General features: G+C 67.1%; 28 protein-coding genes. 10 read left to right on the top strand and 18 right to left on the bottom strand.

Annotated features, from left to right (window positions below):
- The first annotated feature begins 541 nt into the window (after positions 1-541).
- Both CHB73_RS13550 and CHB73_RS13545 read left to right on the top strand, forming a co-directional pair.
- On the top strand, positions 542-988 hold the full coding sequence (locus CHB73_RS13550; RefSeq protein ID WP_089275140.1) for a MarR family winged helix-turn-helix transcriptional regulator: 447 nt from the start codon (positions 542-544) through the stop codon (positions 986-988).
- Positions 988-2,163: an MFS transporter gene (locus CHB73_RS13545; RefSeq protein WP_089275139.1), complete on the top strand. Its 1,176-nt coding sequence runs from the start codon at positions 988-990 to the stop codon at positions 2,161-2,163. Before CHB73_RS13550 ends, CHB73_RS13545 begins: the two co-directional genes overlap by 1 nt.
- Positions 2,164-2,359: 196 nt before the next feature.
- Here CHB73_RS13545 and CHB73_RS13540 read toward each other — a convergent pair whose 3' ends face one another.
- From CHB73_RS13540 to hmcA, 9 genes are all read right to left on the bottom strand, one after another.
- Positions 2,360-2,854 (bottom strand): chemotaxis protein CheW, encoded by a 495-nt coding sequence (locus CHB73_RS13540; RefSeq protein WP_089275138.1) that lies wholly within the window; start codon positions 2,852-2,854, stop codon positions 2,360-2,362.
- Positions 2,855-2,875: 21 nt separating this feature from the next.
- On the bottom strand, positions 2,876-4,945 hold the full coding sequence (locus CHB73_RS13535) for a HAMP domain-containing methyl-accepting chemotaxis protein (RefSeq protein WP_089275137.1): 2,070 nt from the start codon (positions 4,943-4,945) through the stop codon (positions 2,876-2,878).
- 216 nt (positions 4,946-5,161) lie between these two features.
- Entirely contained in the window at positions 5,162-5,578 is a 417-nt protein-coding gene (locus tag CHB73_RS13530; protein WP_089275136.1) for an RrF2 family transcriptional regulator, read from the bottom strand.
- Between the two features lie 87 nt (positions 5,579-5,665).
- Complete coding sequence (gene hmcF, locus CHB73_RS13525; protein ID WP_089275135.1) at positions 5,666-7,060, bottom strand: sulfate respiration complex iron-sulfur protein HmcF; 1,395 nt, start codon at positions 7,058-7,060, stop codon at positions 5,666-5,668.
- 44 nt (positions 7,061-7,104) lie between these two features.
- Positions 7,105-7,785 (bottom strand): sulfate respiration complex protein HmcE, encoded by a 681-nt coding sequence (hmcE, locus tag CHB73_RS13520; protein WP_089275134.1) that lies wholly within the window; start codon positions 7,783-7,785, stop codon positions 7,105-7,107.
- Between the two features lie 3 nt (positions 7,786-7,788).
- Positions 7,789-7,944 carry a sulfate respiration complex protein HmcD gene (gene hmcD, locus CHB73_RS16890; RefSeq protein WP_179217045.1) on the bottom strand — a complete coding sequence of 52 codons (156 nt, stop codon included), beginning with the start codon at positions 7,942-7,944 and terminating at the stop codon, positions 7,789-7,791.
- Between the two features lie 12 nt (positions 7,945-7,956).
- Positions 7,957-9,117, bottom strand: coding sequence for a sulfate respiration complex protein HmcC (gene hmcC / locus CHB73_RS13515; RefSeq protein ID WP_089275133.1), 1,161 nt, complete (start codon positions 9,115-9,117; stop codon positions 7,957-7,959).
- Complete coding sequence (gene hmcB / locus CHB73_RS13510) at positions 9,118-10,203, bottom strand: sulfate respiration complex iron-sulfur protein HmcB (RefSeq protein WP_089275132.1); 1,086 nt, start codon at positions 10,201-10,203, stop codon at positions 9,118-9,120.
- Positions 10,204-10,234: 31 nt separating this feature from the next.
- The gene (gene hmcA / locus CHB73_RS13505) at positions 10,235-11,920 is read right to left on the bottom strand and encodes a sulfate respiration complex hexadecaheme cytochrome HmcA (protein ID WP_089275131.1); all 1,686 of its coding nucleotides are present in this window, start codon (positions 11,918-11,920) and stop codon (positions 10,235-10,237) included.
- Positions 11,921-12,310: 390 nt separating this feature from the next.
- Here hmcA and hisI point away from each other — a divergent pair, with 390 nt between their 5' ends.
- The 3 genes from hisI (at position 12,311) to CHB73_RS13490 (ending at position 13,868) form a co-directional block, all read left to right on the top strand.
- On the top strand, positions 12,311-12,688 hold the full coding sequence (gene hisI / locus CHB73_RS13500; RefSeq protein WP_089275130.1) for a phosphoribosyl-AMP cyclohydrolase: 378 nt from the start codon (positions 12,311-12,313) through the stop codon (positions 12,686-12,688).
- Complete coding sequence (gene hisG, locus CHB73_RS13495) at positions 12,685-13,563, top strand: ATP phosphoribosyltransferase (protein ID WP_089275129.1); 879 nt, start codon at positions 12,685-12,687, stop codon at positions 13,561-13,563. The genes hisI and hisG overlap by 4 nt, the downstream gene beginning before the upstream one ends.
- A gap of 74 nt (positions 13,564-13,637) precedes the next feature.
- Positions 13,638-13,868 carry a hypothetical protein gene (locus tag CHB73_RS13490; RefSeq protein WP_089275128.1) on the top strand — a complete coding sequence of 77 codons (231 nt, stop codon included), beginning with the start codon at positions 13,638-13,640 and terminating at the stop codon, positions 13,866-13,868.
- A 28-nt stretch (positions 13,869-13,896) separates the two neighbouring features.
- Here CHB73_RS13490 and CHB73_RS13485 read toward each other — a convergent pair whose 3' ends face one another.
- From CHB73_RS13485 to CHB73_RS13475, 3 genes are all read right to left on the bottom strand, one after another.
- Positions 13,897-14,283 (bottom strand): GrlR family regulatory protein, encoded by a 387-nt coding sequence (locus tag CHB73_RS13485; RefSeq protein WP_089275127.1) that lies wholly within the window; start codon positions 14,281-14,283, stop codon positions 13,897-13,899.
- 78 nt (positions 14,284-14,361) lie between these two features.
- On the bottom strand, positions 14,362-15,117 hold the full coding sequence (locus CHB73_RS13480; protein ID WP_089275126.1) for a polyphenol oxidase family protein: 756 nt from the start codon (positions 15,115-15,117) through the stop codon (positions 14,362-14,364).
- Positions 15,118-15,127: 10 nt separating this feature from the next.
- Complete coding sequence (locus CHB73_RS13475) at positions 15,128-15,727, bottom strand: 5-formyltetrahydrofolate cyclo-ligase (protein ID WP_089275266.1); 600 nt, start codon at positions 15,725-15,727, stop codon at positions 15,128-15,130.
- Between the two features lie 183 nt (positions 15,728-15,910).
- Here CHB73_RS13475 and CHB73_RS13470 point away from each other — a divergent pair, with 183 nt between their 5' ends.
- The 3 genes from CHB73_RS13470 to CHB73_RS13460 are packed head-to-tail and all read left to right on the top strand — an operon-like array spanning position 15,911 to position 17,304.
- Positions 15,911-16,582 carry a metallophosphoesterase gene (locus CHB73_RS13470; RefSeq protein ID WP_089275125.1) on the top strand — a complete coding sequence of 224 codons (672 nt, stop codon included), beginning with the start codon at positions 15,911-15,913 and terminating at the stop codon, positions 16,580-16,582.
- A complete protein-coding gene (locus CHB73_RS13465) occupies positions 16,582-17,055 on the top strand; it encodes a 23S rRNA (pseudouridine(1915)-N(3))-methyltransferase RlmH (protein ID WP_089275124.1) in 474 nt (157 codons plus the stop codon). Before CHB73_RS13470 ends, CHB73_RS13465 begins: the two co-directional genes overlap by 1 nt.
- A 30-nt stretch (positions 17,056-17,085) precedes the next feature.
- Positions 17,086-17,304 carry a hypothetical protein gene (locus tag CHB73_RS13460; RefSeq protein WP_089275123.1) on the top strand — a complete coding sequence of 73 codons (219 nt, stop codon included), beginning with the start codon at positions 17,086-17,088 and terminating at the stop codon, positions 17,302-17,304.
- On the opposite strand, the gene CHB73_RS13455 is transcribed toward CHB73_RS13460, so the two are convergent.
- Positions 17,271-18,002, bottom strand: coding sequence for a 16S rRNA (guanine(527)-N(7))-methyltransferase RsmG (locus tag CHB73_RS13455; protein WP_089275122.1), 732 nt, complete (start codon positions 18,000-18,002; stop codon positions 17,271-17,273). The two genes, CHB73_RS13460 and CHB73_RS13455, sit on opposite strands and share 34 nt — an antisense overlap.
- Positions 18,003-18,045: 43 nt before the next feature.
- On the bottom strand, positions 18,046-18,747 hold the full coding sequence (locus CHB73_RS13450; RefSeq protein WP_089275121.1) for a hypothetical protein: 702 nt from the start codon (positions 18,745-18,747) through the stop codon (positions 18,046-18,048).
- Positions 18,748-18,995: 248 nt separating this feature from the next.
- Between CHB73_RS13450 and CHB73_RS13445 the strand changes: the two genes are divergently transcribed.
- Both CHB73_RS13445 and CHB73_RS13440 read left to right on the top strand, forming a co-directional pair.
- Positions 18,996-19,349, top strand: coding sequence for a TraR/DksA family transcriptional regulator (locus CHB73_RS13445; protein ID WP_089275120.1), 354 nt, complete (start codon positions 18,996-18,998; stop codon positions 19,347-19,349).
- Positions 19,350-19,374: 25 nt separating this feature from the next.
- Entirely contained in the window at positions 19,375-21,930 is a 2,556-nt protein-coding gene (locus CHB73_RS13440; protein ID WP_089275119.1) for a glycosyltransferase, read from the top strand.
- 166 nt (positions 21,931-22,096) lie between these two features.
- On the opposite strand, the gene CHB73_RS13435 is transcribed toward CHB73_RS13440, so the two are convergent.
- Genes CHB73_RS13435 through CHB73_RS13420 form a run of 4 tightly spaced genes read right to left on the bottom strand, consistent with a single transcriptional unit; the run spans position 22,097 to position 25,917 of the window.
- Complete coding sequence (locus tag CHB73_RS13435; protein WP_179217047.1) at positions 22,097-22,621, bottom strand: amphi-Trp domain-containing protein; 525 nt, start codon at positions 22,619-22,621, stop codon at positions 22,097-22,099.
- A 44-nt stretch (positions 22,622-22,665) separates the two neighbouring features.
- The gene (locus CHB73_RS13430; RefSeq protein ID WP_235641614.1) at positions 22,666-23,853 is read right to left on the bottom strand and encodes a GAK system CofD-like protein; all 1,188 of its coding nucleotides are present in this window, start codon (positions 23,851-23,853) and stop codon (positions 22,666-22,668) included.
- Between the two features lie 13 nt (positions 23,854-23,866).
- Positions 23,867-25,018: an HprK-related kinase B gene (locus CHB73_RS13425; protein WP_089275117.1), complete on the bottom strand. Its 1,152-nt coding sequence runs from the start codon at positions 25,016-25,018 to the stop codon at positions 23,867-23,869.
- Positions 25,015-25,917, bottom strand: a complete 903-nt coding sequence (locus tag CHB73_RS13420) for a GAK system ATP-grasp enzyme (RefSeq protein ID WP_089275116.1) — start codon at positions 25,915-25,917, stop codon at positions 25,015-25,017. The genes CHB73_RS13425 and CHB73_RS13420 overlap by 4 nt, the downstream gene beginning before the upstream one ends.
- Positions 25,918-25,925: the final 8 nt, after the last annotated feature.

Below are 25,925 nucleotides of genomic sequence, written 5' to 3'. Positions count from 1 at the left end.
TCGGCCAAGGGAAGCAAAGGAAGTCCCTGCGTGGCAGGCAAATCTCCGTTGGCGACAGGCAGAATGCGTAACGCTGTAGGCGAGTCCACCCGCGGGGAGCTGACCAACGATGGAGCCGCAGGCTTCTGTTTGCGCTGGAGGCTGGACGCGTCCGCGGGACAGGCCCGCTTTGAGCTGGCGCGTCTGTTGTCCGCTTCCAGGTCCGGCCGTCCTGAAGCTCTGGAATTGCTGCACTCACAATTGCGCCAGTCACCGGAGGACATGCCAGCGTGCGGCCCTTGCCGCTGATATCCGGTATTTTCCTGCTCGCATGACGCCCGCCGAAACCCTCTGCGCGTGAAGCGCGAACCCAGTCAACGCGTGCGGTGTGCCCTCGCGCATCCTTGTTCCCAAGGATTGGAGGACTGTTCCGGGTAAGCGTTTTTGGTATCCGCATCTCCCTGGTTGCATGGGCGGAGGCCCCATTTTTTTGTTTACACGGAAACAAAGTGGGACTAGAGAAGCTTTGTTTACGAGGAAACAAAAAAGCAATGGAGGACGGATGGAACTGACCGAGCAGATACTTGATGCGCTCACCCGCGTGCAGGAGCGCACGGAACTCTTGCGGCATGGATTGAGCGTGGTCCAAGGCGGGCTCACCCTGGCCGAGGTCCATTGCGTCGCCTGGATTGTTGAGCTTGAACACGCCAATGTCACCCGCTTGGCCAAGCAGATGGCCATGACCCGTGGCGCGATCAGCAAGATAGCCAAACGGCTTTTGTCCAAGCGGCTCATCGAAAGCTATCGCCTGCCTGGCAATAACAAAGAGATCTATTACAGGCTTACAGAGACAGGCAGTCGTCTGGCCGAGGAGCATGCGCACCGCCATGCCGCCGCCCGGCGGTCCAAGGCCGCGCTCCTTGAAGGCTACAGCGAGGCCGAGCTCTCCGCTGTGCTCCGTTTTCTTACAGCGCTCAACCACCTGAATCCACATAAGGAAAATGACTGATGGCCGGACAGCCCCCAAGACTTAAGCCCATTGTCGCCATCTCCCTGGCGCATCTCGTCAACGACTGGTACATGAACTTCATCCAGACGCTTCTCCCCTTCCTTGTGGCCGCAGGCATGAGCGTGGGCCGTGGAGGGTTTCTCATCTCCGCCTTCACCCTCTCTTCGTCCGTCCTGCAGCCGGTTTTCGGCTACCTTGTGGACCGCAAAAATCAGCGCTGGATGGTCTACGTCGGCACCATCTGGATGGCCATCATGCTCAGCCTCCTTGGCGTAACGGACAATTACGCCGCGCTGTTCGCCTTCTCGCTCTTTTCCGGTCTCGGCACCGCCGCCTTCCATCCGCAGGCCGCGGCCATGATCGGTTCCGTGAGCGGCAACCGGCACGGGTTGTTTCAGGCCGTGTTTGCCGCTGCTGGCAATATCGGTTGGGCGCTCACGCCGCTCATCGCCGTGCCGTTCATCGTCACCCAGGGCCTTTCGGCTACGCCGGTCCTCGTCATTCCGGGAATAGCCGCAGCGGCTATGCTGCTCACTTTTTCCCCCAAGAGCCCGGTCGGGAAGAAAGGCGAGTCTGTGCCGTTTCGTCCGCTCCTGCGCGAGCACTGGCGCGAACTCCTCAAAATCGTGTTTGTGGTTGCCCTCCGCTCATTGACGTATTTCGGGATCATCGCCTTCCTGCCGCTGTTTCTCCAGGAGCGGGGCGTCACCCTCGTCCATTCTGGGCAAATACTGTTTGTGATGCTGTTCGCCGGTGCCCTGGGCGGTTTGGTGGGCGGGCATTTGTCCGACAGGCTTGAACGCCGCGGCATCATCATTGTTTCGCTCATTCTTGCCGCACCGCTGTTCCACCTCGCCCTGCACGCCGAGGGGCTTGCCCGCGATCTGCTGCTCGCCCTGGGTGGGGCAGCGCTGCTCGCGTCCTTCTCCGTCACGGTGGTTCTCGCCCAGGAGGTCCTCCGCAAAAACGCCGCCATGGCCTCGGGCCTTACCCTCGGTTTTGGCAACGGCATCGGCGGGTTGGGCGTCGGCCTGGTTGGAATGCTCATTGAACGCTACGGCCTCGGCGTCGCCATGCACCTGATCGCCTGGCTGCCCTTGGTCGCCGGAATCCTCGCCGCAAGCATCAAACGCAGGGCGCTTTCCGCGGAGCAGACCGCAGCGGCAGCAACGTGATGCCCGTTTTCCTTGGCGCTCGCTGTTTGAGCGCATCGTATCCGCCACGGTCGGGAAGCAGGCAGGGCGGGACGCATTCAGCAAGGCCACGTCTTGTGCGAAGGGCGCGATCACGCCGACGCGTGCGCAGGGGCTCCGGGGGGCGCGGAGCCCCCCGGCGGGGTTCCAGGGGCGGCGCCCCTGGTCGTGTTTTCAGCTACGCCGCGTCCTTTTGCGCCTCGCGGGCAAGCGCAAGCTCCGCGGCGGAGAAGATGCGCGCGATGTCCAGGATGATGATGAACACGTCGTCCTGCTTGCCGATGCCTTTGATGTACTCGGTGCTGATGGAGGTGCCCATGCGCGGTGCGACCTCGATGCGGTCTGCGGGAATCTCGAAGACCTCGCGCACGGAATCGACCATGCCGCCCATGATGATGCGGTCGCCCTCGAAGTCGACCTCCACGATGATGATGCAGGTATCGACGGTGGCCTCGGCCCTGGGCATTCCGAACTTCAGGCGCAGGTCCATGACGGGCACGGCGTGCCCGCGCAGGTTGATGACGCCGCGCATGAAGTCCGGGGTGCGCGGAATCTTGGTGATGGAGGTCAGTTCGAGCACCTCGCGCACGCTGGCGATGTCCAGGGCGAAGACTTCCTTGCCGAGGGTGAAGGTCAGGTGCTGGCTGGTCTCGATGGCGCTTGCTTCTGCCATGTGGATGTCTCCTGTTCGTGCCTAGAACTTCTCGAACTCGCCGTCCTCCGTATCGGGACTCAAGTCAAGCTCGATGCCGCTTTTCTTCGCGTTGCCGGAAGGCTTTGGCGCAGGCGGCGGCGTGGGCTTGGCCGCCTTGCCGGAGCTTGGGGCCGCGGGCAGGGCCTTGGGCTTGGCGCGGCGCATGACCTGTGTGCCACCGTCCACGCGGAAGAAGCTCATGGTCTGTTGCAGCTGCTGGGCCTGGCTGGACAGCTCTTCGCTGGTGGAGGCCATTTCCTCGGACGCCGAAGCGTTCTGCTGGATGACCTGGTCGAGCTGCTGAATGGCCTTGTTGATCTGCTCCGCGCCGGAATTCTGCTCTCCGGTGGCGGCGGCTATCTCCTGCACGAGTTCGGCGGTGCGCTGGATGTCCGGCACGAGCTTCATGAGCATTTCACCGGCCTTTTCGCTCACGTCCACGGTGGAGCTGGAGAGTTCGCTGATCTCTCCGGCGGCGTTGCCGGAGCGTTCCGCGAGCTTGCGCACCTCCGCGGCGACCACGGCGAAGCCCTTGCCGTGCTCGCCCGCGCGCGCGGCCTCGATGGCGGCGTTCAGGGCCAGCAGGTTGGTTTGCCGGGCAATCTCCTCGATGATGGAGATCTTCTCCGCGATGTTCTTCATGGCCACCACGGCCTTGCCCACGGCCACGCCGCCCTCCTGGGCGTCCTTGGCGGCCTGCAGGGCGATGCGTTCGGTCTGCTGGGCGTTGTCGGCGTTCTGGCGGATGTTGGCGGCCATCTCCTCGATGCTGGAGGAGACTTCCTCTATGGCGGCGGCCTGTTCGGTGGCGCCCTGGGAAAGCGACTCGCTGGAGGCGGAAAGCTCCTCGGAGCCGGAGGCCACGTTGTCGGTTGCGCTGCGCACGTCGGCCACCACCACGCGCAGGCGGGCCACCATGTCGTTCAATGCGCGGGCCAGCACGCCGATCTCGTCCTTCTGGTCGATATCCAGCTGGCCGGTGAAGTCACCCTCGGCCATGCGCTTGGCGAAGCCCACGCCCAGCAGCACCGGGCCGGTGATGCTGCGCGTAAGCGCTATGCCCAAAATTGCGGCGATGAGCACACCCAGGGCCACGCCCACCAGGACCACGGTACGGCTCACGGCGGAGCTGACGAGAAGCTCCTTGGCGGCGGTTTCCGCAGCGTTCTTGTGGTGCTCGGCCAGGGCATCGGCCGCGGCCAGGGCGGTGTTCATGCGCGTGCGCGAATCGCCGATGAGCACGCCAGACATCTCCGCGAAGAGCGCCTGGCTCTTGGCGGCCTCCTCGCGCATCTTGCGGAACTGTTGGAAGGTCTCTTCGGCTGCGGGCGCGGTGACTCCCACATACAGGGCCTTGGCCTTGGCCTGACCGCCCGCGCCGCCCGCCATGGCCTTCTTGGCCTCGCCCACGGACTGGTGGAAGCGCTGGTGCGAGGCCGCCACCTGGGCCAGGGCCTCGCTTACGGCCTTGTTCTCGGTCTTGAAGCCCGCCGCCCACTTGCCGAAACCACAGGCGGTGTGGTCGTCGCCGCCCTCGAAGGCCTTGCCGGTAAGAATCATGGTGGCCAGTTCGTCGGCGAGCTTGTAGTGGTCGCCGCGGAACTGCTGCAGGTCCGCCTGCAGCAGATCAGGCTTGAGGATGTCGGACTCGATCACCTTGCGGGCCAATTCAACGGCCTTGTTGTTGGATTCGCGCGTGGCCAGGAACTTGGCCTTGAAGTCCTCGTAAAGACTCTTGGCCTTGTCGTCCACGTCCAATTTCTCGTAGGACTCCATGGCTTTGGCGGAACGTTCGCGGGCCTTGCCGATGTTCTCGAACTGCCGCAGACGGTCTTCCTTGCCGATCTCAGGGCTCATGAGGGTGCGCAGGCTTTGCCCGACGCTGTAGATTTCGGCCTTGATGGCGAGGGATTCCTGAACTCCGGGCAGGTCCACCGTGCTGATGCGCGCGCTTTTCTCCGCCAGGGAGGTAAGCTGGAAGAAGGCCAATCCGCCCACCACCAGGGTGATGGCCGCCACGATGAGGAAACCGCCAAGCAACTTTGTCCGCAAACCGAGATTCTTGAGCATGGGCCCCTCCACATCGAGAGTGTGTCTGCCCGCGCCATGCGCCGACAGTTTTTGTGGAAAACGTCGCCGAAACAGGGCTTGCCGGGGGTGCAGGCCGCAATGGCGTCGCGCGCCGCCGTGGAGACCGATTGCATTCTATCGGCTTCCGCAATTCAACGCTTTAGACCAATGTACGCGTTCGCACAAGTGGAGGGGCAAAAATAGAGGGAAGCATTTTCAGGATCGATGCCTGAGCAGGCTGTGCAGGGTGTGGGCGTCCAGGACCGCGAACAGTGTCGCGCCGGCCTTCTTCCATGTGCCCCTGGCGGGGCAGTCGCCGCTGTGCGGGCAGCGGGCGCAGGCGGCCGGGGAGGGCGCGCAGCCCATGGAGTCTGCGCCCTCCTCCAGGGCGCGCGCAATGTCGCCCAGGGTGATGCGCCTTGCGGGCCTGGACAGCATGTGGCCGCCCTTGGGGCCGCGCCTGGAGACCAGCAGACCGGCCGTTTTGAACCGCTGGACAAGCTTTTCAAGGTTCTTTGCGCTGATGCCGGTGCGCTGGGATATCCCGGCCATGGACACCGGCCCCGAGCAGCAATGCTCGGCGATGTCGAGAAGCATCCGTGTGCCGTTGCGGCATTTCGTGCTCAGGCGCATGGACCTCTCCGGGCGGAATGCGGGTGGGGGGGGATTGCGCGGCGAGGGAACGCCATTCGCACCCTCCCCCGCCGCGCCTGTGCGGACCTATTCGTCTTCCTGGGGCTTCAAGTGCTCGGGCACTTCCAACATGCTGATGACCAGCGGTTTGAGGAAGCTCCACTTGATGCCGATCTTGAATTCCTCCTCAAGGTCGCGGATTGCGTCCCAGCAGTTGTGGCACGGCGCGATGACCAGCTTGGCGCCGGTGGCGAGAATCTGGTCGCGCTTCTTCATGAGGGCGCGGTTGCGCTGCTTGCGGAACCGGCCGATGCCGTTGAAGCCGCCGCCGCCGCCGCAGCAGAAGTTGTGCTCCTTGTTGGGGCTCATCTCCACGAAGTAGCCGGGCTCCACGATGTAGCTGACGATCTCGCGGGTGATCTCCTTGAGGCCGTGATTGCGGATGTAGTTGCAGGAGTCCTGCAACGTCACCGGCTGCTTGATGCGCTTGGCCGGGTCTATCGTGATCTTGCCCAGGCGCAGGGCTTCGGCCAGCCACTCCACGTAGTGCATGTAGGGCCGGGGGGTCAGGCCGTCGGGCCGTCCCGCCCAGTAGGGGCCCTCGATGACCGTGGCGCGATGGGCGTGGCCGCACTCCGTGCCCACGCAGCGCTTGGGATTCAGGCGCTCCATGGCGGCGTACACGTGCTCCACCTGCAGGCGGCAGGCCTCCCAGTCCCCGGCGAACATGGACAGGCTGGTCTGCTCCCAGCCGGAACTGGGCACGGTCCAGTTCTCGCCCGCCACATGGAAGAGGATGGCCGCCTCGGAGATGTCCTCCGGGTAGTGCTTGGGCTCGCGGGCGTTCACGGTGTACATGATGTCCGCGTTTTCCTTGTCGATGGGAATCTCCAGGCCCGGCCACTCGTCCTGGGCCTCCTCGGCCATCCACTCGCAGGTCTCGGTCCAGTCCTCGTCGGTGACGTTCATCTGGGCCTTGTACACGCGGTGCATTCCGGCGCCGATCTTGAGCTCCCAGGGAACAAAGCCCTGGGAATGCAGAAGCCCGCGCAGGTAGCTGAACATCACCCCCATGTCGATGCCGTAGGGGCAGTACTGGCCGCAGCGGTTGCAGCAGGTGCACTGGCTCCAGGCCACTTCCATGGCGCGGCGCATGAAGGCGTTATCGACGTCGCCCTTGCGCGTGACCATCTCGCCCAGGGTGGACTGGATCTTGTAGGCCGGCACCTGCCTGGGGTCGCGGTCGTTCACCAGGTACAAAAAGCAGGAGTCGGCGCACAGGCCGCAGTGGGCGCACATCTCAAGCCAGGTGCGCGTGCGCGACTTGCAGGTGTTCTCGATTGCGGCGGCGAGCTTGGGAACGTCCACGTCCAGCTCTTCCATCTCCGCGTAGTATTGCTTGCCGCCCTTGTCCGCCAGCAGGGCCTCAAGGGCCTCCTGGGTGTTCACGGGCGTCCGGTTGCAGAACGTGCCTTCGGGCATTGCGTTGCTCTCCTTGACTGCTTTGGGGCGTGGCGGCCGTGCGGCTACCAGGCCATGTTCGTGCCCTTCATGCCGCCGCGCTTGATGCCGTAATCCATGCCCAGCTGCCCGCGCGAAAGGAAGAAGCCCACCACGTGGAACAGCTTGGTGAAGGGGATCGCCAGAAGCATGAGCTCGCCGGACAGGATGTGGACATAAAGCCAGAACACGTGGTCGCCGCCCAGCTGGTGCACGGCCATGAAGCCGCTGAAGAAGGGCGCGATGGTGATTCCCAGCAGGAGGTAGTCGTAGAGGCTGGTGATGATCCGCACCTCCGGCAGGGCGATGCGCCGGACGATAATGAAGAGGCCCGCGCACATCATGGCCACGGTGAGCACGTCGGCCAGGGCCATGGGCAGTGCGGGCCAGGCGAAGCCGAAGCGCATTTCGAGGATCACCAGGTGCCCGGCCAGAAACAGCGGGGTCACCACGATGCCGATGTGAAACACGAAGAAGAGAATGGTGAAGATGGGCTTCACCTTCCAGCCCTGGGAGCCGAAGGGCACGATCCACGCGCCGATGCTGCGCAAGGCCCCGCGCCAGCCGTAGGCGGTCTGGGTGCCGTAGGCCACGCGGTCAAGCTTCCAGTCCAGCCCCTTGATGTAGGAGTAAACCCGCCAGGCGAGTCCGCCCACGAAGACCAGGAAGGTAAGCCACAGAAGCGGTCCGGTGATGAATTGGTACATGGCCTACTCCTTGTCGTGCTCGGGGAACGTGTGAAGCTCCTCGTCGCGCGAGGTCATGAAGGCCCACAAGCCCCAGAAGCCCAGCACGAACAGCCCCATGAGGATGTACGTGACGCTCTTGGTGTGCATCATGAAGTCGTGATAAACATGGTATTCCACGTCGCGCCTCCTTTAGTGGGCGTCCTTGTATTCCGGGTGCTCGAAGAAGATGGGCATACGGCTGACGATGAAGCGGTACACGGTCACGCCCACGGTCACCACGAAGATGGAGAGCATGATTTCAAGGAAGCTGGGGAAGTAGCGCTGGTCCGCCGGAAGCTGCCAGTTGAAGGCGATCATCGAGACGTTGAAACGGTTCAGGATGATGCCGAACACGGTCAGCGCGGCCGTCCACTTGATGAGCGTGATGTTCTTTTCCCGGCTGCCGATGGCGTACAAGAGGCTCGGCAGGGCCACGAAGCCCAGCACCTCCACCAGCCACCACGCGCCCCAGCCCGTGGCCAGGTAGCGCCAATTGTCGTCGTAGGCCACGGCCACCAGCTTCACGCACAGGTACGCTGCCAGGGCGATGGACGCGCCGCGCGCAAAGCCCAGAATCACGCCCTCGTGCTCGTCCAGGTGCGTCTTGTCCATCATGTGCCGCCAGGGCTTGTGGGCCAGCGCGCCCTCGAAGATGACCATGGACAGGCCCGCCGGGATGCTGGACACGAAGAAGAGCACCGCCAGGTACGGCGAGTACCACAGGGGGTGGATCTTGCTCGGCATGGCGATGTAGAGCGCGCCCAGGGAGCTTTGGTGCAGGGTGGAGAGCACCACGCCGAACACGGTGAGCGCCAGGGTGAGCTTGTGCACGGTGTTGCGCAGCTTCTTCATGCCCAGCCACTCCAACGCGGCGGGGCTGAACTCTATTGCCAGCACCGTGACGTACAGGAACACGCACAGGCCCACTTCATAGAGCAGCGAGGTGGTGCCCGGCTGCACGAAGATGGGGTACACCAGCCGGTAGGGGCGGCCCACGTCGTAATGCAGGGCGAAGACCACCAGGGCGTAGCCCAAAAAGGCGGTCAGAATGGCCGGGCGTACGGCGGAGTGGTACTTCTTCATGCCGAAGAGGTAGCAGGCCGCGCTTGTGGTGTAGCCGCCCGCGGCCAGGGCCACGCCGCACAGCAGGTCGAAGCCTATCCACAGGCCCCAGGGGTTGTTCTGGTCCAGGTTGGTCACCGCGCCAATGCCTTTTGTGAACCGCAGCACGGTGATGACCAGGCCCACGGCCAGGATGATCCCGGTGATGATGTTGGCCGGGGTCATGAGCGTCTTCTTGTCGATGGTCATCTAGGCCCCCTCCCCGTCTTTGTCGGCGGCGTCGGATTTGGCGGCTTCGGCCTCCTTGCGGGCGGCTTCGGCCTCCTCAAGGGCGCGCTTCACTTCGCGCTCGATGGCCCGGTTCTTGTCGTCCTCGGCGTCCTTCATGGCCTTGGCCAGCTTGGCCTCGGCCTCGGCCTTGGTCGCGGCCTTGGCGGCCGTGACCGCGGCCTTCCGCTCTTCCTCGGCCACCTTTTCCTTGCGCCTGTTCATGGCCCACACCCCGCCAAGCAGGGCGGGCCACAGGGCCGCCACCATGGGCACCACGGAAAGCGGCCCGGCGCTGATCTCCGGCACGCTCTTGGCGCCCAGGTCCTCGCGCATTCCCAGGGTCGAGAAGCTCTCGCCGGAGATGTACAGCCAGTTGGTGCCGCCCATCTCCTTTTCGCCGTAGATGTGCTGCACGTAGCGGCCAGGATGGTTGCGGATGCGCTCGCGGGCGATCTCGATCAGATCCTCGCGGCGGCCATAGGTCAGCGCCTCCTTGGGGCAGGCGGAAACGCAGCCCGGCGCATTGATCTCGCCCTTGGCGATCTGGTCGTGGCACATGGTGCACTTCATCACGCGCGGGGTAAGGGGGTCGTCGTATTCATAGGCCGGAATGTTGAAGGGGCAGGCCACCATGCAGTAGCGGCAGCCCACGCACACGCTGGCGTCGTAGGTCACCGATCCGTCCGGGTTCTTGGTGAAGGCCCGCACGAAGCACACCGAGGCGCAGGCGGGCTCCATGCAGTGGTTGCACTGCGTTTTACGGAACACCGGGCCGTTTTCGCCCTGGTACTTGTTGACCACGGTATAGGTCTTTTCGTCGGTGCGGCGCTCCCGGTCCAGCACCGCAAGGTCGGTGAAGGGCTTCGCCGGGGCGGGCAGCTTGTTGACCGTGTTGCAGCCGGCCTCGCACTTGCGGCAGCCGATGCAGCGCGTGGCGTCGAACAGAACGCCCCTGGCCTCGGGATGGCCGTCGAAGGTCTTGCCGCCTGCGGCCTGCGCGGGAGCGCCAAGGGTGGCCGTGATCCCCGCGGCGCCCAGCAAGCCGAGAAACTGTCTTCTCTTCATGGACGTGCTCCTTGTTGTGCCGGGGTCCGGCCTACTTCCTGCGTTCCGTGTGGCAGCCCGCGCAATCGGTGTTGAGCGGCTTCTTGAGGGCCATGGACTGGTGGCAGCCCATGCACTGGCCGTGGTAGGCGGCCTTCAGGCCCGGACGGCCGGGATTCTTGGCGTCAAAGGGCCTGGCGTGGCAGCTGGCGCACGTGGGCGGCTTCTTGGTCCCGCCCGCCTGGCCCTTGTGATGGCAGGCCTGGCACAGGGTTCCAGGATCGGCGTGGAACACGCCGGCCATCGTGGAATCCTTGATGCCCTCGGCCATCTTCAGCACGATCTTGCGGTGGGGCATCACCGAGGCCTCGTACTCGTCCGCCAGGGCGTTGATGACCACCTTCTCCGGGATGTCCTCCAAGGCGTAGATGTCGGCTTTGACAGGACGGCCCTGCAGCAGGGTCTTCGCGGCGGCGGCCTTCTCCTCCGGCTTCATGCTCCAGTAGGCGGGCATGGCTCCGGGCTCTGCCGGAACGGCCAGCTTGCCGCCGATGTGGCACTTCGTGCAGCTGTCGGCGGGCGGATTCTTGCGGGCCTTCATGAGGTCGTGGCAGCCCGCGCACTTGGGATCGGCCTTTTTGGTGTTGTGGCAGCCCACGCAGCTCTGCTTGGCGGTCGCGCGGTGCATGGCCTGCTCAAGGGGCACGAAGCCGCCGTCCTTGGAGCCCTGCACCGTGTGGCAGGCGTTGCACGCCTTCATCTCCTTGTGGTGGCAGGAGCGGCAGGCGGCCACGTTCTTCTCGTGGGTCTTGTGGTTGAACACCGCCGGGCTCATGGCCAGGGGCTTCACGCCCGGGTCGGGCTTGTTGATGCTCATGAGGGTGAGCTCGGGCTGGCCGCGGCGGATGAGGCTCGCGCCCTCCGGGGCCTTGGCCGCGGCGGCCATGCTCCTGGCCGCGGTCTGGGCCTGGGCCTCCTTGCCGTGGCAGCCGACGCAGTCCACCGGTCCGGTCTGCTTCTTCCCGGCCTTGGCCAGGGACAGGTGGCAGCTTACGCAGGACTCGTGCGAGGCCCGGGCCATGCTGCGGACCTCCTTGGTGGCCTTCTCCTGGTGGCAGGCGCGGCAGCTCTGCTCCTTGCCCTTGGCGTAGAAGGTCTTCTTTGCGTCCGTGTTGTACTCGTGGTGGCAGCGGTTGCAGTTGTCCTTCACCGCCTCGCCGGACGCACCGGTGACGCCGGAGGGGATCTCCCGCGACTCCGAATGGCGGAAGTGCAGGGCGTTGTCGAAACCTGCGGGCTGGCGAACGGACACGACCCTTGGCCTGGCGTCGTGGCAGGAGCGGCAATCGCCGTCCTGGGGCCCGGTCTTGCGGCCCTTGGCGGCCAGGTCGGTGTGGCAGCCGATGCAGTTCTGGTGATAGACGCTCTTCGTTTCCGCAAAGGAGGCGTTCTGCTCGCGCTTGAACCTCACCAGCAGCTTGCCGTCCTTCTGCAGGTGGCAGGCCGAACACTCCGCGCCGGAGCCCTTCACGGCCTCGACGTGCTTGTCGTGCAGGAAGGTGACGGGCGGCAGTTCCAGCGCGCCCAGCTCCTTCATGGCGTCGATGGTCACCACGTCGGCCCTGGCGGCGGCGTTGGCCCGCGCCTCTCCCACTCCCTGCGCTTCCAGGCTCAGGACGGAGACCAGGGCCAGGGAGAACAGGGTCCCGGCGCTCAGCAGCAGCACTCTTCTATCCATGTCGTTGTTCCTTGCCTCGCACGTTTGGGAGGGTGCGCCCCAGCCCGTGAAACAAGACCCGCGGCCTCCCACGCAAGAGACCGTCGCGAAATTCCGCCAAAACCCGAGGGGATATTTTGCTTCCCGGTGACTATCCAATTCATACTGTTCAGTCAAGAATTTCGCGGCAAAAATCCTTTTCAAGGTATGAAATAAATACTCCTAAAAATTCCGAGCGTTAAATAATCCTGGCCGCGCCTTCCCGGTGTCCGCCATGGGGAATATCATATTCAGCATGATGAAATATGCGCAGCCGTGCCGCGTTGGACAAGCCCAGCGCGATTGCGTATACCCGCTCTCGCCGCGTGGCCCGCAAACCGGCCCGCGCGGACGCCATTTCACGAGGTATTCATGCTCAGACCGGATTTTGCAAAGTGCGGAGGGCTCGTGCCGGTCATCGCCCAGGAGGCGCAGACCGGAGAGGTGCTCATGCTGGCCTACATGAACGAGGCCGCGTGGGACAAAACCATCGAGACAGGCGAGGCGCATTACTACAGCCGCAGCCGCAACACGCTGTGGCACAAGGGCGGCACCTCCGGACACGTGCAAAAGGTCCATACCATCCGCCTGGATTGCGACGCCGACACGGTGCTGATCCAGGTGACCCAGATGGGCGGGGCGGCTTGCCACACAGGCCGCAAGAGCTGTTTCTACCGTGAAATCGATGGCGACGCCGTACGCGAGTGTTCGCCCATGGTCTTCGATCCCAAGGAGGTCTACGGAAAATGAGCGAGAACAAGCTGAAACTGGGCATCCCCAAGGGCAGCCTTCAGGACGCCACCATAAAACTCTTCGAAAAAAGCGGCTGGAAGATCCGCCTGCATTCCCGCAACTACTTCCCGGAGATCGACGACGACGAGATAGCCTGCAGCATGTGCCGCGCCCAGGAGATGAGCATCTACGTGGAGCAGGGCACCCTCGACGTGGGCTTGACCGGCAAGGACTGGATTCTGGAGAACAATTCCGACGTCGTGGTCGTCTCGGACCTCGTGTACTCCAAGGTGAGCAACCGGCCCGCGCGCTGGGTGCTGGCCGTGGCCGGAGACTCCCCCTGCACCCGCCCGGAGGACCTGGCGGGCAAGAAGATCGCCACCGAACTGGTGAACTTCACCAAGCAGTACTTCGCAGAGCGCAACATCCCGGTGGAGGTCGCCTTTTCCTGGGGCGCCACCGAGGCCAAGGTGGTGGAAGGCCTGTGCGACGCCATCGTGGAGGTGACCGAGACCGGCACCACCATCCGCGCCCACGGCCTCAAGATCATCAAGGACCTGTTGCTCACGAACACCCGGCTCATCGCCAACAAGAAGGCCTGGGAAGACCCCTTCAAGCGCGCCAAGATCGAGAAGATGAACCTGCTCTTGCAGGGCGCGCTCAAGGCCGAGCGCATGGTGGGGCTCAAGATGAACATGCCCAAGGCGCGCATGGACCAGGCGGCCGAGCTGCTGCCCAGCCTCACCTCGCCCACGGTGAGCGCCCTGTCCGATCCGGCCTGGCTGTCCGTGGAGATCGTGGTGGACGAGAGCATCGTGCGCGACCTCATCCCGGAGCTCAAGGCCCTGGGTGCGGAAGGCATCATCGAATACCCGCTGAACAAGGTCATCTAGACAACGCAAGGCGGGGCGTTTCGGCCATTCCCGGAACGCCCCGTCCATTTCCACCCTCACACACCGGAGCGCCGATGTTCACCAAGGCCGGACTGCTCATCGCCCTCGCCCTTGTCTTCTTCGGCTACCGCTGGGGCAAGCGCAAGGCCCTGGAACGCCTGGCCCCGCCGCAGGCCCGCGCGGCCGCAGCCCCCCCGCCAGACGCAGCCCAGCCCAAGGCCGCCGGTTGGCTGTCGGTCAAGCTGCTGCTCGGCGTCGTCATCGTGCTGCTCATCATCGCCATCTTCACCAGCCTGCAACGCTGAGGCCTTCCCGGAAACAGTGCCCGCGCGGCTACTCCCCGTCCGGGGAGCACGCGTCCTCCGGGCCGGTCAAGACGGCCAGATCCGCCAGGTCGGCCAGCTTGTGGCCGAACACGTGCAGCCGGATGTTCCTGGCTTCGCGCACGGCGCCCACGGCGCGAAAACCCTCGGGCGTCATCTCGCTGACCTCCAGATCCAGGTTGATGGCCGAAAGCGGGCCGAAGGACGGGTACTTCTCGCCCCGAAGATGCCGGATCTCGACATCGAGCCGCAGCGCATCGCCAAAGCCCTCCTGCACGCCGCGGTAGACGTGCGTGTCGTTGGCGCCGTGCACGCCGCAGGCGTCGAACACGACGATGCCGTCGCCCACTGTGGCCAGGCTGGATTGGAACTCGACGCGATAGATTCCTTTGAGCATGGGGACCTCACGGTTCGGGGTTGCAATCCGCTTTACCCCACTTCCGCCCGCCTGTGAAGCCGCCCCTCTGGAAAAAGCTTAATCTTGCCGCCAGATGACGGACATCATGCGGCCGGTCTTACGCGCGGCGCGGTACGAGAAGAAGGCCTCCGGCTCGGACAGGGTGCAGCGGTCCAGGCCAAAGACGCGCTCCGGCGCAAGGCCAGCGCGCTCAAGCTGATGTCGGGTGAGCCGCCACAAGTCCACGGTGTCGGCCCGGCGGTCGAAATAGGGCAGAAACTCCTGCCCGAACTCCTGGGCGAAATTGAGGAACTGGGCCTTGTCCGGGCCGAGGCTGGGGCCGCGCACGGCGAAGAGCTCGCCCGGCGCGCAGCCGTAGCGCGCGCACAGCCGCGCCACGGCCGTTCCCGGCAAATTCAGCACGTTGCCGCGCCAGCCCGCGTGCAGGGCGGCCACGAAGCGCCCGGTCTCATGGGCCAGCAGAATGGGCTGGCAGTCCGCGGTCTTGATGCACAGGGCCACGCCGGTCCGGGCCGTGGCCAGGGCGTCGCCCTCCAGCACGGCCCCGCGCGCGGCGAATTCCTCAAGCGGCGCTGGACGGGGGTCCAGGTGCAGCACATCGCCATGCACCTGGCGCAGCTCGCACCACAGCTGCGGCCCCATTTGCGCGGCCAGGGCGCGGCGATTGGCCGCCACGGCCAGCGGATCGTCGCCCACGTCAAAGGACAGGTTGGCCCCGTCAAAGGGCGGCGGGCTCGCCCCGCCCTTGCGCGTGGTGAAGACGCAGCGCACCCCCTCCAGGCCCGGGAAACGAAACTCGACGGTCCCGATCACCGCCAGTCCCCTACCGGAACCACTTGAGCTCGCGCTCGGTGCATACGGCCTGCACCGGCTCGTCCCAGGCGTTGGTGGGCAGCACGGGCAGGCGCTGGAACTCGTAGCACAGGCCGATGGTCACGGCCTCGTCCATCTCGGGCCGTGCCAGCAGGCGGTCGTAATAGCCGCCGCCGAAGCCCAAGCGGTAGCCGTGGGCGTCGAAGGCCACGGCGGGCACCAGCACCAGATCGGGCACAAAAGGCTCGCCGGAGTCCTCGCTGGTGGCGCAGCAGGCCGCGGGCTCCATGATGTTGAACGACCCTTCCGTCAGATCCTCCTCGCAGGAGCAGGCGCACAGGTCCATGAATCCGGGCTGCTCCGGCCGACAGCGGGGCAAAAGCGCGTTGGCGCCGCGCGCCCACAGCTCTTCCAGAAGCGGCCGCGTGTCCACCTCGTTCTTGATGGGCCAGTACAAAAGCACCGACCAGGCGTTCTTCCACTCCGGCAGCGCACGGATGCGCTCGGCCACGGCCTGGCTGGCGCGGGCCACCTCTTCAGACGTCAGCGCCATGCGCCGCTCCACCAGACTCTTCCGCAGCCGGTCCTTCTCCTGGCTCGCATCGGTCATCTTCTCCCCCCCAAAACGCTTGATTTCCGGGCGCCCCCGCACCCTTTGCGCCGTGATTTTGTGTATGCTATGACCGCCCCGAATGGAAGGGGAAAATTCCCCGTCCCCCAGTCGGAACATAGCGATTTCCCCAATTTCTGCGGGTGGATGCCCACACCGTATGAGAACCAGAAGAGGCGCAACATGGAGTGGATCGTGCTGGGCGACGTGCATGAGGATGCGGGAGTGTTCGCTGGCATTCCAGGCGTGGCCGGGGCCGACGGGCTCATCATCTCCGGCGATTTGACCAACCGGGGCGGCCCGCGCGAGGCCGGACTGGTGCTCGCCGCCGCACGGCGCGCCAACCCCGCCGTGCTGGCCCAGATAGGCAACATGGACGAGCCCGGCGTCACCGGCTTCCTTGAGGCCGAGGGCGCGAACATCCACCGTGCGGCGCGGCTTCTGGCCCCCGGCCTGGCCCTCATGGGCGTCGGCTGGTCCACGCCCACCCCATTCGACACGCCCAGCGAGGCGTCCGAGGCGGATCTGGCCGCCTGGCTGGACCAGGCCCACGCCGCGGCCCTGGCCCTGGCCGGGCCTGGGGGCCGGGTGCTGGCCGTGGTCCACAACGCGCCCCACGGCACCGGGCTGGACCGCCTGCCAAACGGCGTAAGCGTCGGCAGCCGGGCCGTGCGCGCCTTCCTGGAATCCGCCCAGCCCGAGATCTGCGTCTGCGGGCACATCCACGAAGGCCAGGGCGAGGAGCGCCTGGGCCGCTGCCATGTGCTGAATCCCGGCCTCGCCGGGGACGGCGGCTTCGTGCGGGTGCTGCTGGCGGACGAGGGAAGGCTCTCGGCCCGGCTGGAGCGCCGCTAGTGCCGCTGGGCTGCCTGTTTGTGGGCAAATGCCGCGAGGCCGCCCTGCGCGACGCGGCCGAGCTGTACGCCCTCAAGCTCTCCCGCCTGGCCCGCTGCGACTTCGTCACCGTCAAGGACGCCCCGGCCGCCTGCCCGCCTGCGGAAAAACCCCAGCGCGAGGGCCGCGACATTTTGGCCAAGCTGCCCGCCGGGGCCACGCCCGTGCTCCTTGACGAACGCGGCGAAACCTGGTCCAGCCGGGAGCTCGCGGCGCGCATCAAGGCCTGGGAGGACGCGGCCCGCACGCCCTGGTTCATCGTGGGCGGGGCCTTCGGCCTGTCCGACGAGCTGCGCGGCCGGGCCAAAAACGGCGGCGCCATGTTCTCCCTGGGACGCATCACCCTGCCGCACGAGCTGGCCCGCGTGGTGCTGCTGGAACAGCTGTACCGCGCCGCCAGCATCAACAAGGGCCTGCCCTATCACCACGACTGAAACGGCCCCCCACGGCCAAAGGACGCGACAATGCTCGACTCCGCCTACCTGGACAAGCTCGAACAGTACTTCAGCTCCGGCGACCTGACCTTTGACTTCGAAAACGGGGACGAGGCCCGTCGGCACGCCATCCTCGAATACCTGGAGAAGCTCATGGACCTGGCCGAACAGGCCGACGAACTGGCCACCCGCCTCATCTTCAAGGGCGGAATGCTTCAGACCCTGTCCAACTCCAGCAACCAGAAGTAGCGCCGCCCCCCGCCCGCCGGATACTCCCGCGCCCCGGCCAGCCGGAAGCCCGCGCCCAGGCCCTCCCCGATGGCGGCTGGCGGGGCCTCGTTGGCCAGCACCACCAGTTTGCCGCCTGCCTCTGCGCGGTCCGGGCCCAAAAGCCCGGCCGCCAGGGGCAGCAGCCTGGGCCAGGGCATGAAGGCCCGGCTCAGCACCAGGTCCGCGCCCTGGCGCGGACGCAAAAGCCCAAGGCCCGGCAGGGCCTGCACGGCGCCCTCGGCCCGGCCGTGCAGCACGAAGGTGCGCGCCAAGCGCACGGCCGCAACGGCCTGGGTCAAGAAAATGGCCCGTTTTTCGCGCAGTTCCACCAGCACGTACTCGCCCTCCGGCCAGAGCACCCGCAGGGGGATGCCGGGCAGGCCCGCGCCCGCCCCAAGGTCCAGGGTCAACGGATTCGGCGGCAGGCCCGCTTCGGCCAGAAAGCGCGCCAGGTGCAGGCTGTCCGCCGCCAGGTCGCGGAACACCTCGGGCCAGCCGGTGCGGCCCACCAGGTTCATGGCCCGGCTCCACTTGAGCAGCAGGGTCAGGTAGCGGGACAAGGCCTCCGCCTGCGGCGCGGACAGCTCGAAGCCCGCGCGGGCGGCCTCGGCGGCCGTCTCGGCGGGCGTGGGTGCGTACGGAGCGGCAGCGGCCGCGCCTTTCTGTCTCTTGGTCATGGGCGTCCCCTCCGGGGCGCGTGCCGGGACTGCGCGGGTGCGCCTAGTTCTTGAGGTCGGCCTCGGACGCCGGAACCGCTGGCGAGGCTTCTGGCTGGGACGCGGCAGAGCCGGGCTGGGGCCGGACGATCTCCACTGGATCGTCCACGGGAACCACCGGAGCGGGCGCAGGGGCCGGGGCGGCGATGCCCGAGAGAGACGGCCTCCGGGCCTTGAACTCGGCCACGGCCTTTTCCTTGGCGGCCACGCGATTGGTCCAGTCGCGCACCATCAGCGTGGCTGGTCCGATCTTGGACTTGAGCTCCCGGCATTCCAGGTCGTTCTCGGCGCGGTCGCTCTTAAGCCCGTCGAGCACCTTGCGGTTCTCCTCGCCCTTGCCCAGATTGCTGCCCATGACGGCCTCCATCTTGGCGATGTCCAGGGCGATCTCCGCGGCGCGGGTCTGGCATTTGGCCAGCTTGGCGTAGAGGCTCGCCAGGTCGTCCTGGCGGTCGGCCAACTCCTCTTTCAGCTCCGCGAGCTCCTGATCCTGTTTGGCGCAGGCCAGCAGGAACTCGGCCTTGTTGATGCCCTCGCGCTTGGCCTGGGGCACCCGTCCCACCAACTCGGCGTCCACGGGCGACCCGAACAGGCCGCCCATGCTCAGGGCATGGGCCTGTCCGGGCCAGACCAGCGGCGCGGCGGCGAGAAGCGCGGCAAGTGCGGCCGCGAACGCGGTTCGGGAAAGCGGAAATGGTGCGCGCATGGGCTCCTCCTGGCTCGAACGGTGGCGGCTTTCTGCCGACGGCATGGCGCAACGCTAGCCCAAAGGCGCTCCCAAGGCAACGCCGCCCCGACTCCCGCTTCGCTCCGGGGTCTCGCCGCTCCGCCTCGAAGCCGCGCACTTGTTCCCCTGGCGTAACGGCACGGTAACCACGGCCCGCCGGGCGCGTGATAGCCGTCTTCATGCTCGGCGGTACAGCCGGGCCTTCCGCCAAACCAGGAGGACACGCCATGCAGACGAACCTTCGCCAGCAGTTGATGGACGCCCTGAACGGACTCATGCCCCCTGTCGCCCCGGACCCGGACATGGACGACGCCACCCGGCTCGACGCCTGCGCCGATGAAAACGAGTACGCCTCCCGCGTGGTGGAGGTGGGGATGCAGCTGGTGCTGCGCCGCCGCATGGAGGCCCGGCGCGCCGAGATAGAGGAGGCCCTTGCCCGCATGGACGCCGGGACCTACGGCGTGTGCGAGGACTGCGGCGAGGACATCGCCCTGGCGCGGCTTTTCGCCAACCCCACGGCGCGGCTGTGCGTGCACTGCCAGTCCGACCGGGAGCGCGGCCCGCTGCCGCGCTGCGCCTGACGCCCACGGCCGCCGCGAGACCAGCATGACAGAAACAGCAGCCGACCGTCAGCGCTTTTGCATCGACCTGCACGTGCACTCGCGCCACTCCACGCGGCCCTCCCAATGGGTGCTCCAGCGCATGGGCTGCCCGGAGAGCTTCACCGCCCCGCGCACTATTTACGACACCGCCCGGGCGCTGGGCATGGGGCTCGTCACCATCACCGACCACAACACCATCGCCGGGGCCCTGGAGATCGCCCACCTGCCCGGCGCCTTCGTCAGCGAGGAGATCACCACCTACTTCCCCGAGGACCGCTGCAAGCTGCACGTGCTGGCCTACGACATCACCGAGGCCCAGCACGCGGACATCCAGCGCGTGCGCGGGGACGTGTTCGAGCTGGTCCCCTATCTGCGCGCCCAGGGCATCGTGCATGTGCTGGCGCACCCGCTCTTCGCGGTCAACGGCAAGCTCACCGCGGAGCACTTCGAGCAGGCGCTCCTGCTCTTCAACGTCCTGGAGCTCAACGGCTCGCGCGACGAGGGCCAGAACCGGGCCCTGCGCCGCATCGTGGGCGGGCTTGGCCGCGAGGACGTGGAACGTCTGGCCTGCAAGCACGGCATCGCCCCCTTCGGCGACACGCCCTGGGAAAAGGCGCTGGTGGCCGGCAGCGACGACCATTCGTCCCTGGGCATCGCCCGGATGCACACCAGCTTCCCCGGCCCGGCCACGGTGAACACCCTGCTTAGAGGCCTGGCCGCTGGCGAGGGCCTGGTGCAGGGCGAGGCCGCCACCCCCTGGAACATGGCCCACAACCTGTGCGGCATCGCCTACCAGTTCTACAAGAGCCGCGCGGGCAGGCTGCCGGAAAGCCATCTGTGCCTGCGCTACGCCAACGCCCTGCTCGACCCCCGCGCCAGGCGGCCCAGAGGCTTCGGGCACAGGCTGCGCGCCCTGGCCGACCGCGCCCGGCTGGCCGCCTTCTCCCTTGCCGCGGACAAGAACTCCACCAGCGCCATGCTGCTGGCCGAGGCCGGGCGGGTCATCCGCGCCGATGCGGCCATGCTGGACGCCGCGCGGGGCCGCAACGCTTCGGCAAAGCCCGAAGACTCCTGGCGGCGCTTCGTGTCCCGCGTGGCCGACAGGATGCTTGCGCGCTTCGCCGGGCGCACGCTGGCGGCCGTGCAGCGCGCGGACATCTTCGGCCTGCTGCACGAGGTGGCCCAGGCCGGTTCGCTCTACGCCATGCTCTCGCCCTTCCTCATCTCCTGCGGGCTCTTCGCCTCGGAGCGGGCCTTCGCCCGGCAGTGCCTGGAGGCATTCGGCCACGCGCCGGCTCGGCACAAGCCCGGCGGCCTCAAGATGGCCCATTTCACCGACACCTTCGCCGAGGTCAACGGCGTGGCCCGCACCATCCAGCAACAAATCGCCCTGGCCGAAAAGCACGGCAAGGACATGACCGTGGTCACGTGCGGGGCCGGGCTGGAGGCGGACGACCTGGGCCCCGGCGCGGCCCGCTTCGCGCCCATCGGCTCGTTCCAGCTGCCGGAGTATCCGGAGATCGCCCTGCACTACCCGCCGTTCCTGAAGCTGCTCGCCTGGTGCGCGGAGCAGGACTTCGACTGCATCCTCACCGCCACCCCCGGCCCCATGGGCCTGGCCGGGCTGGCCATCGCGCGCATCCTCAAAATCCCCGTGCACGGCACCTACCACACCGCCTTCCCGGAGTACGTGCGCATGTTCACCGAGGACCCGGCCATGGAGGACACGGCCTGGCGCTACATGCGCTGGTTCTACGGCAGCATGGACACGATCTACGCCCCCAGCCGCAGCACCGCCCAGGACCTGGCCCAGCGCGGCATCGGCGCGGAGCGCATCGTGGTGCACCCGCGCGGAGTGGACGCCGAACGCTTCCGCCCGGACAGGCAAGGCGCCTTCTTCCGCGACCTGGGCCTGGAACGGCAGTTCAAGCTGCTGTACGTGGGCCGCGTGTCGCGCGAAAAAAGCCTGGACGTGCTGGCCGAGGCCTTCCGCCTGGTGCACGCCCACCGCCCGGACGCCCGGCTGGTGGTGGTGGGCGACGGGCCGTACCTGGAGGAGATGCGCGCGGCCACGGCGGACCTGCCCGTGGTCTTCACCGGCTATCTCTCGGGCGAGGCCCTGGCCCAGGCCTACGCCGGGTCGGATCTCTTCGTGTTCCCCTCGGCAACGGACACCTTCGGCAACGTGGTGCTGGAGGCGCAGGCCAGCGGCCTGCCCGTGGTGGTGACCAGCGCTGGCGGCCCGCGCGAGGCCATGCAGCCGGGCCGCACCGGACTTGTGGTGGAGCCCGGCGACCCGGCCGCCCTGGCCATGAGCGTGCTGGACCTGATGCTGGACCGTCAGCGTCTGGCCGACATGGCCGTGCTGGCCCGCAAGCACGCGGCCCAGACCTCCTTTGACCAGGCCTTCCTGCGCACCTGGGACATTTACGCCAGCACGGTGCGCGGCGAGGCCGACACCACGCCGACGTTCCAGCCGGGCCCGCCTTCCGGCCCCCGGCCCGGCCCTGTGCGCCCGGACGCGGGCGGTCCCGCCGGGCAGCAGGCCCGCGCGGCATAGGCAACGACTCTCCAGCCCCGCCTCCTTCCTCCAGGCCCCGGACTCCGGCAGCGCGCCGGGCTCCGGGGCCGCACGGTTCCGGGACGCTGGCGCGGCGATACGACGAACCCCGCCCCCGGCGCAGGGCCGATGGGCGGGGGCAGGGTCGAAGGGGGAAGTCCGGCGTCTAGGCCTTGGGCGCGGGCTTCGTGGCCGGGCCGGAAGCAGGGGAGACAGCCGGGCCGGAAGACGGGATGGCGGCGGGGATCGCGGCGTTCTTTTCTTCAGGCTTGGCCTCAGGCTTGGCCTCAGGCTTGGCCGCAGGCTTGGCCGCAGGCTTGGCCTCGGGCTTGGCCGCAGGCTTCGCATCGGACGTCTTGTCCTCCTCCTTGCGGTCCTTCTTTTCAAGGGCCTTGGCGGGGCCGTCCTTGCCCGCGCCCACCGAGGCCTCGGCGCTGATGCGCAGGGCCGTTGGGTCATCCTGCTCGCGAGCCACGCGCCAGGTCACCTCCAGGGAAAAGCGGGCCTTATCCTTCTTGACGCGGGCCTCCACCTCCACCTCGGCGGTCTCCACCGGGATGAGGGTCAGGCTTTCGCCGCCCTTTTCAACGGTGATCTGTCCCTTTTTGAACCCCCTGGCCAGTGCCTCCAGGTAGTCGGCCACGGCGGCGGTCTCCATCACGGCCTTCATCTCGATCTTGTCCTTGTCCATAGCCACCTCCATCTGTCGGGTTACGTGGTGCAGCGGCGTTGTGGTCACGCCAGGGAAAGCAGAATGGGCGCGAGAAAACGGTCGTCGATGTCCGTGCTGGCGCCGTAGCCGATGAGCGGGCAGTCGATGACCTCCACGCCCAGGTTCCGTATGCGCGGCACGTCCAGCCCGCCGGGGTACTGCCCGTGGCGCGAGTCCACCAGCACGTAGTGCAGCACGTCGCACAGGCGGATGCCGGGGGCGTCGGCCATGAGGGTTTGGCCCAGGCGCTCCACCTGGTCGGCCACGCCCAGGCCCAGGCATTCCGGGTCGTCCCCGGTGGAGGGCACGTAGACCTTGGGGCAGGAGGCCCCGGCCACGGCCTGGCCCACCCCGCGCGGCAGCAGGTTGGCCAGCAGGCTGGAATGGAAGCTGCCCATGGGGTAGCAGATGAGCTCGGCCGAGGCGATGAGGCCGCGCATCTTGTCGCGGATGGGCTGTTCCACCGGGCGGCCGGTCTCGTCGGAGAGAAACAGGCGGGCGATGGGCTGGGAGAGTCTGGCCGTCTCCTTGCCGGTCATGCGGTGCTGGCCCACCACAAGGGCTCCGTCGGCCAATTCCGCGGCTAGGTGCAGGTTCTTGTTCACCACAGGGCGTACGGTGCCGCGCACCTGCACCAGGTTGGAGAACATGAAGATCACCGGATCCAGGTGCCTGCGGTTGGCCAGATACCCCCCGGCCAGCACCAGGTTGCCGATGCTCGCCCCTGAGAGGTCGAAGCTGTCGGGCATGTTCTGCTGGAACATGGCCAGATGGTTGCGCACAATCTTGCGCATGGGGTCGGGAATGCCCGCCACCAGTTCGTGCCTGCCGCGCACCATGCGGTCCAGCTCGCGGCGCAGCTCGTCCTGGCCGCCTGTCGCCTTGGGCAGGCGGTGGGCGAAGAGCGCGAAAATCTCCGGGTTGCCGCGCAGGCTCTGGTCGGCCAGGGCCATAAGCCGGTTGCGGATGTCGCCCACGGCGGGCATGTTGAAGGCCTGCCGGAGCTTGGCCGAGCTGCCGCCGGAGTCGAAGGGCGTAACCACGTGCACGGAGTTGTGCGTGTAGTGCACCAGCCGGGCGCTGGTTCTGCGCAGGGCCGTGCCCCCGCTGAAGAACAGCACCCGGGGCCCCAGCTCCGGGCACTTCTCCAGCCGCGCCAGGGCCATGTGATTGGGAATCTCCACCTCGCGGCGGATCCAGGTCTTGGCCACGTTCGCCCCCTGCCTAGCCGTGCACAAGGTATTCGATGCAGAAGTCCGCCGCGCGGCCGAAATCCACGCCCCCGGAGACCTCGACAAGGTCGCAGCGGGACAGCAGCTCCGCATAGGCCGACTGGTCCGGGTCGCGCCAGGCCGCGTCGCCGTTCATCGGCAGGGCGAACAGCCCGGCGGCCTTCATGAACGCGGGCAGCAGGTCCGGCCGCTCGGCCGCATCGACGAAGCGGATGGAGGTCTCGCCGCCGCCGCGCCGCCAGTTGAGCACCACCAGCCCGTCCATGGGGGCCTGGAGCACGAAGCGCCCCTCCCCGAAGCAGGCGTCCAGGAACACGTCGTACTTGTGCTCCAGCTCCCACAACTCGTCGGCCGGGAGGTCGGAAAAACGCTCGCGGTCTTCTTCCGGCACAACGGCGGCCAGGTGCGGGTTGTTCAGGGCGGTGCCGGGGTTGATGCGCGGCAGCTTGGGGATGCCGAACATGCGCAGTCCGGCCGCCCCCTGCGCCGCCGGGCGGCCGTTTCCATGGCCGGGGGCCTGGCCGGGCTGCACCAGCAAGCGGTCATTGCTGACGAACAGCGCGCCCCGGCTCATGACATGCATAGCCAGGGTGCTTTTGCCCGCGCCGGAAAAGCCGCACAGGGCCAGTCCCCGCAGGCGCCCCCCGGCGGGGTCGGCCATGAGGTGGGCCACGGCCGCCGCGTGTCCGAGCAGGCAGCCCTGGCGCAATTTGTGCTCGATGTAGCGGTTGTTGATGAAGTTCACCACCTGGTTGGCGTTCGCAAGGCAGGGGCCCATGGCCAGATTCAACTCCTTGCCGAAGAGGAACACCATGCCGGTGAGGGCCTTGCGCACCAGCCGCCCGCCGGGCAGGTCGGCGAACTCCTCCTTCACCTTGGTCTTGCCGGGGTCGGGCTCCTTCACCGCCAGCTCCAGGGGAACGTTGGGGGCCGGTCCTTCCAGCGCGGTGACGGCCACCTGCGCCGGGCCGGGCGCGGCCACAAAGCCGCCGAAGTAGGCGTCCAGCGCCTGAAGCAGCGCAGCGGAGTTGGAGCGCACCTCCATGCGGCAGTCGCCCAGATCCAGAAAGAGCGAGTGCGGGGCCGGCGCGCCGCCGCCCAGCATCTCGGCCAGGGCGCTCATGACATACGTGTGCCTGCTCATGCGTCGATCCTCCCCGCGGCGTACTCCGCGTACAATTGTGCGGCGTCCAGGCCCCTGGCCTCCAGAATGCCCCGGAAGCCCCCGAAGGCCGACACCTCGAACACCTGCGGGCCGTTGTCGGTCAGGGCCACGTCCACGCAGGTGAAGTCCAGGCCGAAAAGGTTCTGCGCCCTCCAGGCCAGGTCGACGACCTCCCGCGGGGGGTCGAAAGGCTCGTAGCGCCCGCCCGAGGCCGTGGTGGTGTTCCACGCGCCGGGCTGGCGGCGGCGGGAATAGGTGGTCAGGTACTGCCCGCCCAGAAACACCACGCCCAGGTCGCGCTCGCCCAGGACAACAGTCTTTTGGATGTAGAAGAAGCCCTGCGCGCGAAGATAGCCCTCCAGCGCCGCGCGCAGGCCGGGCCCGGGCCGCAGCACCATCATGCCGCGGGCCTTGGTGGAGTACAGCGGCTTAAGCACGGCCTCGCCGTAGGCCTCCACCGCGGCCTGGGCCGCGTCCAGGTCCTCGGTGACGGTGGTGGGCGGCATGGGCACCCCGCCCAGGACCATGGTGGTGGTGCAGGCCAGCCGGTCCAGCAGGCCCGCCACAGCTCCGGGGCGCGAGAACATGCGCACCCCGCGCCCTTCCAGAAAGCGCAGCATCTCCAGCCGGTCCAGCAGGCCGGGCGAATACTCCGGCCCCAGTTTCTTGAGCAGGAGCCCGCCGCAGCGGGAGAGGTCCAGGCCCTCGTACAGGGCGCGGCCGGTCCCAAGGTCCAGGCTCAGGCGCTCCAGCTCGATGACCAGCGGCTGGCAGCCCGTGGCCTCGGCCGCGCGCCGGGCCAGCAGATCGGAGGACCAGCCCCCGCGCACGCCCACCACGGCCAGCCGGGGGGCGGAATGGTTCGTATGTGCCGTCATGGATGCGT

The organism is Humidesulfovibrio mexicanus (genome assembly GCF_900188225.1).
Lineage (GTDB): Bacteria > Desulfobacterota > Desulfovibrionia > Desulfovibrionales > Desulfovibrionaceae > Humidesulfovibrio > Humidesulfovibrio mexicanus.
The sequence above is the reverse complement of the archived record's forward strand: the minus strand, read 5'-3'. Positions and strand labels throughout refer to the sequence as shown.